The 9,406-nt window shown below is 57.6% G+C and carries 9 protein-coding genes; 1 reads left to right on the top strand and 8 read right to left on the bottom strand.

Annotated features, from left to right (window positions below):
- Positions 1-71: 71 nt before the first annotated feature.
- Positions 72-917: a PspA/IM30 family protein gene (locus tag CORAM0001_RS10595; protein ID WP_040361982.1), complete on the bottom strand. Its 846-nt coding sequence runs from the start codon at positions 915-917 to the stop codon at positions 72-74.
- Positions 918-1,079: 162 nt separating this feature from the next.
- Between CORAM0001_RS10595 and CORAM0001_RS10600 the strand changes: the two genes are divergently transcribed.
- Entirely contained in the window at positions 1,080-2,357 is a 1,278-nt protein-coding gene (locus tag CORAM0001_RS10600; RefSeq protein ID WP_005511979.1) for a serine hydrolase, read from the top strand.
- 104 nt (positions 2,358-2,461) lie between these two features.
- Here the strand turns inward: CORAM0001_RS10600 and trxA are convergent, their stop codons facing one another.
- The 7 genes from trxA to rpsF all read right to left on the bottom strand — a co-directional run bounded on the left by trxA (position 2,462) and on the right by rpsF (position 9,117).
- Positions 2,462-2,842, bottom strand: a complete 381-nt coding sequence (gene trxA / locus CORAM0001_RS10605) for a thioredoxin (RefSeq protein WP_005511980.1) — start codon at positions 2,840-2,842, stop codon at positions 2,462-2,464.
- A 142-nt stretch (positions 2,843-2,984) separates the two neighbouring features.
- The gene (locus tag CORAM0001_RS10610; protein ID WP_005511983.1) at positions 2,985-3,833 is read right to left on the bottom strand and encodes a fumarylacetoacetate hydrolase family protein; all 849 of its coding nucleotides are present in this window, start codon (positions 3,831-3,833) and stop codon (positions 2,985-2,987) included.
- An 89-nt stretch (positions 3,834-3,922) separates the two neighbouring features.
- Positions 3,923-5,119, bottom strand: coding sequence for an acyltransferase family protein (locus CORAM0001_RS10615; RefSeq protein WP_005511987.1), 1,197 nt, complete (start codon positions 5,117-5,119; stop codon positions 3,923-3,925).
- Positions 5,120-5,261: 142 nt separating this feature from the next.
- Entirely contained in the window at positions 5,262-6,854 is a 1,593-nt protein-coding gene (gene dnaB, locus CORAM0001_RS10620; RefSeq protein ID WP_005511988.1) for a replicative DNA helicase, read from the bottom strand.
- Between the two features lie 734 nt (positions 6,855-7,588).
- A complete protein-coding gene (gene rplI, locus CORAM0001_RS10625; RefSeq protein WP_005511982.1) occupies positions 7,589-8,041 on the bottom strand; it encodes a 50S ribosomal protein L9 in 453 nt (150 codons plus the stop codon).
- 100 nt (positions 8,042-8,141) lie between these two features.
- Positions 8,142-8,708, bottom strand: a complete 567-nt coding sequence (locus tag CORAM0001_RS10630) for a single-stranded DNA-binding protein (protein ID WP_005511984.1) — start codon at positions 8,706-8,708, stop codon at positions 8,142-8,144.
- Between the two features lie 121 nt (positions 8,709-8,829).
- On the bottom strand, positions 8,830-9,117 hold the full coding sequence (gene rpsF, locus CORAM0001_RS10635; RefSeq protein WP_005511978.1) for a 30S ribosomal protein S6: 288 nt from the start codon (positions 9,115-9,117) through the stop codon (positions 8,830-8,832).
- Positions 9,118-9,406: the final 289 nt, after the last annotated feature.

Consider the following 9,406-nt stretch of genomic DNA (forward strand, 5'->3'; position numbering starts at 1 on the left):
TGATTTTTCCCGCTCAAACTGCCATAAACCCCGACACTTTCTTGTTGGCGATTGTTGGCAACTGGCGAAGGCTACTTCGCTTCGTCTGCGTCCGTTGTGGTGTCCTCAACGGCCTCGGCGGACTCGGCGGACTCGGCGGACTCCAGCTCGCCGGCGTTATCCTTCGCGGCAGAACCGGATTCGAGAGCAGCGCTTTCATTATTCATCTGGGCACGAATTTCGGCCAGGCGCATGTCGGCAGCGGCATCGCGAGTCGAAGTCTCGATCTCAGCCATGCGACCTGCTTGTGAGGATTCCGCGAGCTCCTGAGCGCCCAACGCATTGGCGTAGCGGCCTTCAATCTTCTCACGGACCGAATCCAAAGTCGGCACATTTGGATCCTCGGAAATACCCTGCATGCTCTGGAGAGTCTTCGACGCGGTCTCTTGCATCTTGGCCTGATCCGCCTGCGACTCCAGCTTGCGGATATCCTGCTTAATCTGCTCGTAGCGAGCCTGCGACTGCTGCGCCTGACGCTGTGCCTCCTCAGCAGCAGATACGGCCTGCTGGTGGAGCTGCGTAGTATTTTCCAGCTCCTTTTCAACATTCACCAGCTGGGTGGCAAACACCTCAGCAGTGCTTTCCATCTTCTGTGCAGTGGCCTCATCGCCCTTGGCACGAGCCTGATCCGCATTGGCAAGTGCCTGGCGGGTGTTCTCGGTAATCTTGTCACGCTCGGAGGTCAACCGCCCCAGCTGCATTTCCAGCTGATTGCGGTTGCCGATGATAGCCGCAGCCTGACGCTGAATCTCCTGATGACGCTGACGCTCGGCCTCAGCTGCCTGCGCAATCTGAACCTTCGGATCCGCATTGTCCTCGATTTTCTTATCGAACGAAGACATCATGTACTTCCAGCCCTTGGCAAATGGATTAGCCATGCAAATCCAACCTTCCTCAACATATGCGGAATAACTAATCGGAACCGAGAAGATTCCATCTCTTAAAAAATTGTACGTGAGCTAGCTCGCTCTCTCTCGGCAAAACGGAAAGAGCTGGTTACCGACAAGCAAGACTTCCCCAGAGTTGTAAACTCTCTAAACATGGTTCATTGCCCTCAACGCGCGTACCGCGGACTTGCCGCGAGTCTCGCCGCGGTAATTACTCTGTCAGCAACTGCGCCGCTGGCTAATGCGACAGTCACCGCAACTGCTGACTCCACCGATACCGGCGCATTTTCGCAGGTAATCGTCGCAGCTCCATCCTCAACGGAGCCGACTAAGCCCTCCGACGCAAAAACCAAGAAGACCACCGAAAAGCCAGCTGAAAAGGCTCCCGAGAAGAGCACAGGGCGAACCGCGGAGAAGTCGGCAGAGAAAACCTCTTCACCGACATCGGAAACGTCCTCGACGGAGCCGTCGGAAAGCACTGCGAAAAGTGAGCCGAAGGAGTTTCCCCCACTTGTGCCAGGGGCGAAGACCCAATGGGGCCTTGGCGTGCAAACTCGTCTCGACGAAGTGACCGAGAAGTTCGATGCTAAGGGCGGCATGCTCGGCATGGGCATCCTGGATCGCCAGACCGGTGAGTTCATCTGCAACGCACACTGTGATGATGTTTTTCGCCTTGCCAGCCTGATGAAGGTGTTCGTCGCCGATGTTGTGGCCTATTCCAACTACACGCAGCCGAAGAAGGGCGAGATCGTCGCTGGCCAAGGCGATATGCCGGTTGAGGGCAACCCCGACGCCATGCTGCGCGACGACATGATTCGATACTCCAACAACGAAGCAACTGACGAGTTGTGGGATTCCTACGGCGGTGTACGCATCGTTGACAATGTCCGGCAGCGCTACGGCCTGTCGGATAAAACCGTCGGCTCGCCTATGTGGGGAGCCACCACCAGTACGCCAGCAGACATGGTCGCCTACTTTGACCGCATGCTGAGCGAAGAGGGCGGACTGAGCGACACGGAGACCAAATACATGCGTCAGCTGATGTACTCCCTGCCGCGCTACTCCTACGGCGATGCAGACCAGAACTTCGGTCTGCGTGCAGCGCTCCCGAAGGAAACGATTGCCAACAAGTCCGGTTGGTACGAAGAGCAGCACACCACTGCCGGATTCCTTGGCGACAATGACCGTTACGCTATCGCGGTTCTGGGCAAAAACCTGGCCGCCAACGACCTCACCGAAGCTGTCAAGCACGTGTTCCCGGACGGGCAGGTTCTGCCAACAGGCGATAAGGAGACAGAGCACGCCCGCACCAGCGCACCACTGTCGATTGAGAAGGACTCAAACAAAGTCGCGCCAGCCCTGTGGGCACTAATAGCGGCACTCGCTGGCTTTGGTATTGGCTGGCTCATTCGTGGCCAGCGCGCAGACTAGATACAAAAAGCCCCCGCGGGCTTGAGGGCTAGTTCAGGCGCGGGGGCTTACGAGGCAGTGCTCCAAGTCAGAAAACGCACAGTATGCGGGCTGAACAGCAGAGTTTACTCGGTAGCGCTATCCTGTGCTGCCTGCTCGGCAATCTGCGCACGGACATCATCCATGTTCAGCTCCGAAGCTTGGCCAACCAGGTCGCTCAGGGCGGTCTCCGGCAGCACACCAGAGTGCTGGAACAGCAGGATTCCCTCGCGGAAAACAAACAGCGTCGGAATCGACTGAATACCCAGGGCGGCCGAAACCTCCTGGTTGGCATCGGTGTCCAGCTTTGCGAACACTACCTCTGAGTGCTTCTCCGATGCCTTCTCATAAATCGGGGCGAACTGGCGGCACGGACCGCACCAGGATGCCCAGGCATCAACGAGCACAATGTCGTTGTTCTGAATAGTCTCAGCGAAAGTCTCGTTCGTAATATCAACAGTTGCCATGGGTCTGACTCCTCTTACTCTTTGACGTCGTGTTCTAACTTCACGTTCTTTACGTAGGTTTTTACCCGTTAGTCTCCCACAACGCACGCGGGGGTCGATTCATTCCCGCCGGGTTCGCGGGGACGTCGTAAAGCGGCGCGTGCTAGTGGTTGATGCGGACAGTGTTGGCCTGTTTACCCAGGCCATCGATGGTGATGACCATTTCCTGACCATCCTGAAGGTAGGTCTGCGGGCTCATGCCGTGGCCAACACCCGCCGGCGTTCCCGTGGAGATGACATCGCCCGGGTTCAGCTGCACGAACTGTGAGATGTAGGCGATCAACTTCGCCGGGGAGAAAACAAGGTCCGCAATCGGTGCATCCTGGCGCAACTCTCCGTCGACGTATGTGCGCACCCGTGCGGAGTCCGCATCGAAGGCATCGGCCGTGAGCATCCACGGCCCGAAAGCACTGGCACGCTGCAACGTCTTCCCCTGTAGCCACTGCGCGGTGGCGTACTGGAAATCGCGCTGGGTGAAGTCATTCATAATCGCGTACCCAGCGATAGCGTCCTGCGCCTGCTCCTCCGACACCCGCAAGCAGGTCTCGCCGACGATAACCGCGAGCTCGCCTTCATAATCGAGCTTTTCCGCGCAGGCCTCCGGCACTCGGATGTCATCCTTCGCACCGGCGACGGCGTCGGCAAACTTCGCGAATAGCGTCGGCACCTCGGGACGCTCGTGCCCCATCTCATCGATGTGCGCGGCATAGTTCAGGCCGACGCAGACGATCTTGCCCGGCCGCGTGATCAGCGGTGCGAACGCCCACGCGCTCTCCGCCATGACGTTGTCAGGGTTGTTCCCCGCCTCCGCCAAGAGTTCTTCCGCTTCACGACGCCACGTTGGCCGCGCTAACACATCTCCGAGACAGTGGTCATCAAAAAGGACCGCTACGCCGTCGCCGAGAACAGCGGCGCGGGTTGCACCCTGGTATCGCAACGTTGCTAGACGCATGGCTTTCTCATTTCTTCATGGCTATTCTCTGTGACACTTCTGTCGCCTGATCGGCTCTCGGTTCCACGCTACCGCCTTGTTGAGCTGAATTAGGAAGCAGGTTCGCTCTTCGGCTGACGCGGAGCCTCGCCTTCAGACAGGGAGGAAGGATTCTGACTGCGCTGAAGAGCACGCTGTCCCGGCGTAGTCATGCGCACTACCCACGCGGGACGGACGAAGAGCCACCCGGCACCGATGGCAAGCAGCAACCTGTGCAGACCGAGACACAGCATCGCCGCGATGATAGTCACCAGCGGCGTCATGATGACCAAGTGTGGGTCCTTCGGCAGGATGAGGTCGCAAATAATCATGACCACAACCAACATTGGAATGTGCATGAGGAAGATAGGCAGCGTTCGGCCGCCAATCTTTTCAAAGGGCACAACTAGGCGAGTGTTCTGCAGCATCGCCATAACATTGATTGCAGCCAGTGCGCCAGTGGTGGACAGGTACACGCGGGTGAAGCCGACGTTGCCTTCGTTAAAGCTCGAGTAGGTCGCCTGCACCCAGATTGCCACCGACAGGAATGCCGTCAGCGTCACTAGCAGTGAGAGGCCGCTGCGACGCTGTGCCATCCGGAAAATCCAGGGCGCGCCGTACATGCCCAGCACGTAGAAGAACAGCATTTTGCTGACAAAGTCCCACGACCAACTCGAAGATTCAAAAGGTGCCCATGCACTAATGAGGCCTGAAGCGATGAGCTGAATCACCGGATGTACCCAGCGGAATGCTCGAGTGAGAATTGCAAACAGCGCCAGCGCCCACAGGAACCACAGGTAAGAAGTTGGTTCGATGACCGCGTGAAGCGTGTTGTAAATTCGCGGCCCCCACGCGCTATGGTCCGTAATCGGCGGCGGAGACACGATGCCATCGGCATCCACGTGCGTATATGGCATGAGGAAAAGCACGAAGTCACGCAGTGGAACCCAAATCACGTAGAGATAGACCATCACCCAGATTCGGCGGTTGGCCAACTTATGCCAGGACTCTTTGAGTGCCTTGCCGGCGAACAGACCAGATAGCAGGAAAAACAGCGGCATACGGATTGGTCCGAGGAAGAAGTTAATCCCCGCCCACTGCGCCGTGTAGTAACCGTGCGCTTGCAGCTCTGTGATGGCATGGCCAAGCACAACTAAAAGAATGCACAGCCCCTTGGCCGCATCGACCCAGCCGACGCGCTGTTTCGGCGCGCTCTTCTGCCTTTTCGCTTTAGCCTCCGCTGCCACGGGAGCGGCAGTTGGTGACATAGTGCTTCCCCGCTTCCCGACGACTCCGCGTAACCCTCAAAACCTTCAAAACCATCAACGCACGAAAACTCGCCCCATTGACTGTCACTCACCTTACCTAGCCACCCGGATTGCACTAATTCTGGGTGGCTAGGCCAGGCACTTAGAGAGAACCACTGGGCTCCTCCGCCAGGTTGGCGAACCTGGAGTAATGCAGCTGGTGGGCCACAGCAATGCTTCCGGTCGGTCCACCACGGTGCTTTGCGACGATAATATCCGCCTCACCAGCACGTTCATGGTCGGCCTCCTGCGAGTCTGGCCGGTAAATCAGCATGACGATATCGGCATCCTGCTCTAGCGAACCCGACTCACGCAGGTCCGAGACCTGTGGCTTCTTATCTGTGCGGGCTTCCGGACCACGGTTCAGCTGCGAAATTGCAATCAGCGGTACCTCGAGCTCCTTCGCCAACAACTTGAGCTGACGGGAGAACTCCGAGACCTCTTGCTGCCTGGACTCGACTTTTTTACCCGAGCTCATCAGCTGCAGGTAGTCGACCACAATCATCTTCAGATCGTGCTTCTGCTTCAGCTGACGTGCCTTCGCGCGAATCTCCATCATGGTCAGGTTCGGCGAGTCATCAATAAACAGCGGAGCATCGCGGATCTTGTCGCCGACCTCGACCAGCTTGGTCCAGTCCCGCTCATCCAGATCACCGGAGCGCAAAGAAGCCATGTTGATCTTCGCCTCTGCGGACATGATGCGCATCATGATTTCATTGCGCGACATCTCCAACGAGAAAATTGCGCTGGTCATGCCGTTGCGAATCGAGGCCGAACGCATGAAGTCCATTGCAAGCGTCGACTTACCCACACCCGGACGAGCCGCAATAATCACCATCTGACCTGGGTGAAGACCGTTCGTCAGCTTGTCCAGGTTGGTAATCCCCGTCGGCACACCCTGCGCCAGACCGCCGTTTTGGGTAATAAGATCCAGTTCCTCCAGCGTGTCATCCAGGACATCGGCGATGGGAACGTAGTCATTCTTCGTGTTCTCACGTCCAACGCTGAAGATGAGCTGCTGCGCCTCATCCACCAGCTGCTCCGGCTCCGTATCCTCCGCGCCCGCATAGCCAATCTGGGCGATCTTCGTGCCGGCCTCGACCAGGCGACGGATTGTCGCCTTCTCTGCAACAATGCGGGCATAGAACTGCGCATTCGCCGCCGTTGGCACCAGGGAGGCCAACGTGTGCAGGTACAGCGGACCACCGATGCGCTCCAAGTCTCCAGTTCGATCCAGACGACCTGCCAGCAAAATGGGGTCAATCTCCGAGGACTCACCGTAGAGGTGCAAAATCGCCGAGTAAATCGTCTGGTGGGCCGGCCGGTAGAAATCCTCCGGCGTCAGCTGCTCGTACACATCCGCGACGACCTCTGAGTTCAGCAACATCGCGCCGAGCACACTCTGCTCCGCCTCGATATTGTGCGGCGGCGTGCGCTCAAAGGTCGCGCCCGCGACGGCACTCGCACGAGCGCCACGACCACGGTCTCGCTCCCAGTCCCGCGCCCCAGAACCGCTTGACGACGATCCGTTGCCCGAGCTCTGCGAGAAGGAATACTCCTCCGGTGGCGCATCCTCTACCGGCGGTTCCGGGGGCAGCGGAACGTCATCGAAGGAATCATCGTGGGAATTCACCGAGTAGGAGGACACCTCGTCCCCTGCTCCGGAATGACCACCATCACCTACAGGCTGACTCATCGTGAGCAGCTCCTCCCCTTCTGGACCACTTAGGTGCCTTTTCAACCCTGTTGCTGACTGACCCTCACGCTCAATACGCCTGTCCGACCGCCAGCACTGGACACCTGACTACCTACCGCAGTTATACCTGTTCGAGCGGATTGACGGACCTGTAAAAGTACCTTTGGAGGCCCCGGAAAACAAGCTTCGACTGGGGTTATCCCCGAAGTTATCCACAGCACCTGTGGATAAGCCTGGGGAGAACATGTGCACAATCAAGAAAAGTCCAGGTGAACGGTCCGTAACCCTAAACCGTCGCTTGAATGTTAACGGGGGTAGCGGAGTTTCAACCCGAAAATATTCTATCTACGCAGGTCAGTGCATATTTGTCTTGATCCTGCACAAATGCGATCCTCTGTTACCCCTTTAGCATCGATGCTGCTCATGCGGAGATTATTAACGATGAATTAATAAAAATCTCGCTCTCTCCAGAACAGTTATCCACGGTAGCCAAGCAAGTTACCCACAGGATTATCCACAAGAATCATCGTTAGCCTGTGGACAAGTTGTAGACGCTCTTTCCAGCACCTGCGTAAAAGGCTTTAAACCAGCCTTAAACCACGAAAAGCCCCGACCTTTCACTACGAAAGATCAGAGCTTCACGTGTGCTGTTGTCATTGGGCCTCAGAGCCCGCGCAGTCTTTAAACGCGGTGCTCGTCAGCCGCCGTCAAAGTAAAAACTCTAAACCGCGAACTTACGCGGCGACGACCTGTACGGAAACATGCGCGGTAATCTGCGGGTGCAGCGCGATGTCAACGGTGTGCTTACCAAGGGACTTGATCTGGCTCGGAGCAAGCACGACTGCGCGCTTGTCGATAGCCTGACCGGAAGCCTTACGAACTGCATCGGCGATGTCACCCTTGGTGACAGAACCGAACAGCTTGCCATTTTCCGAAGCCTTCACAGCAACGGAGACGTTGTCGAGCGAATCAATCTTCTGCTTGACTTCACGTGCATGGTCGAGGTCGCGGATAGCGCGAGCCTCCTGGGCACGACGAATGCCCTCGATCTGCTTTTCTGCGCCGCGGGTGGCAACAATTGCCAGTCCGCGAGGAAGCAGGTAGTTACGTCCGTAGCCGGCCTTGACCTCAACGATGTCGCCTGCGACACCGAGCTTGTCAACGTCGGCGGTGAGGATCAGCTTCATGATCCCTGCCTTTCGCTGGATATGTCTTTAAAAGATTATGAGAATTGTGGATGCTAAATCTGCTGCAAACTAGTCGCGTAGTGCCGTGGCTGAAAGGAGCTTAGAACGGAGGCTCATCGCCGCCGAAGCCGCCACCGGCCGGAGGAGCTGAGTTCCACGGATCTTCCGCAGGAGCTCCGCCACCAAAACCGCGATCGCTCTGCCCACCCTGGTTGCCCTGGTTTCCACCAAAGCCACCGCCGAAACCACCACCGGCATTTCCACCCTGGCCGCGGTTACCGCCGCCAAAGTTTCCACCGCCGTTGCGTGGAGTGCGCGTGACCTGAGCTCGAGCGAACTTCAGGGACGGACCCACCTCATCGACCTCAACCTCAAAGACGGTACGACGCTCGCCCTCGCGGGTCTCGTAACTGCGCTGGCGCAGACGACCCTGGACGATGACGCGCATGCCCTTGGAGAGACTTTCGACAGCGTTCTCCGCTGCCTCACGCCACAGGCTACAGGTGAGGAACATGCCCTCGCCGTCAACCCACTGGCCATCTCGGTACACCCGCGGAGTCGACGCGACGCGGAAGTTCGCGACGGCGGTGCCGTTCTGGGTGTACTTAAGCTCCGGGTCAGCAACCAGGTTGCCAACCACTGTGATTTGTACGTCTCCCTGAGCCATGCTTCTTCTCCTCGGTTGTATTCTGTCGAGCTGATGATGGGGCTTTCGCCCGCTATCCTACGGCTTTCGCATTACCGGTGTGCCCCATTCGAGCACTCTGGATACGCAAATATGACGCAGATTAACGATCAACCCGCAGCACCTTGGTGCGCAGGATGCTGTCGTTCAGATTCAGACGACGGTCGAGTTCCAGCACGGTTGCGGACTCGCAGGTGAGGTCGACGACAACGTAGATGCCGTCTTCCTTCTTCTCGATCGGGTAGGCGAGGTGGCGCTTACCCCAGATGTCCACCTTCTCCACCTTGCCGTTCTCCTTGCGGACAACGTCGAGGTACTTCTCCAGGGACGGGCCTACGGTGCGCTCATCCTGAGACGGATCGATAATAATCATTACTTCGTAGTGACGCACGGACCTCATCACCTCCTATGGTCTAGTTCTTGTATTTCGGCTACACAGCGTGGTGCGCTGGCACTGTCTTTCATGCCAACCGCTATGCAGCAGGAGGATCGTTGCGTCAAGCAACCCTGCCAGGGTACCGCAGGCAGAGGTATATGTCCTAATCGCAGGCGCCGTCGGCAAGCAGTACTGGCAAGCGGTGTCGGGGCGCCGAATAAAAAGAGACGCACACAGGGTGAACTAGCCCCCGAAAGTTGGACTGGTTTAACTCTAGGCGGTTAGGGCTTCAAGGGTCTGATTC

The organism is Corynebacterium amycolatum SK46 (genome assembly GCF_000173655.1).
GTDB classification, from domain to species: domain Bacteria; phylum Actinomycetota; class Actinomycetes; order Mycobacteriales; family Mycobacteriaceae; genus Corynebacterium; species Corynebacterium amycolatum_A.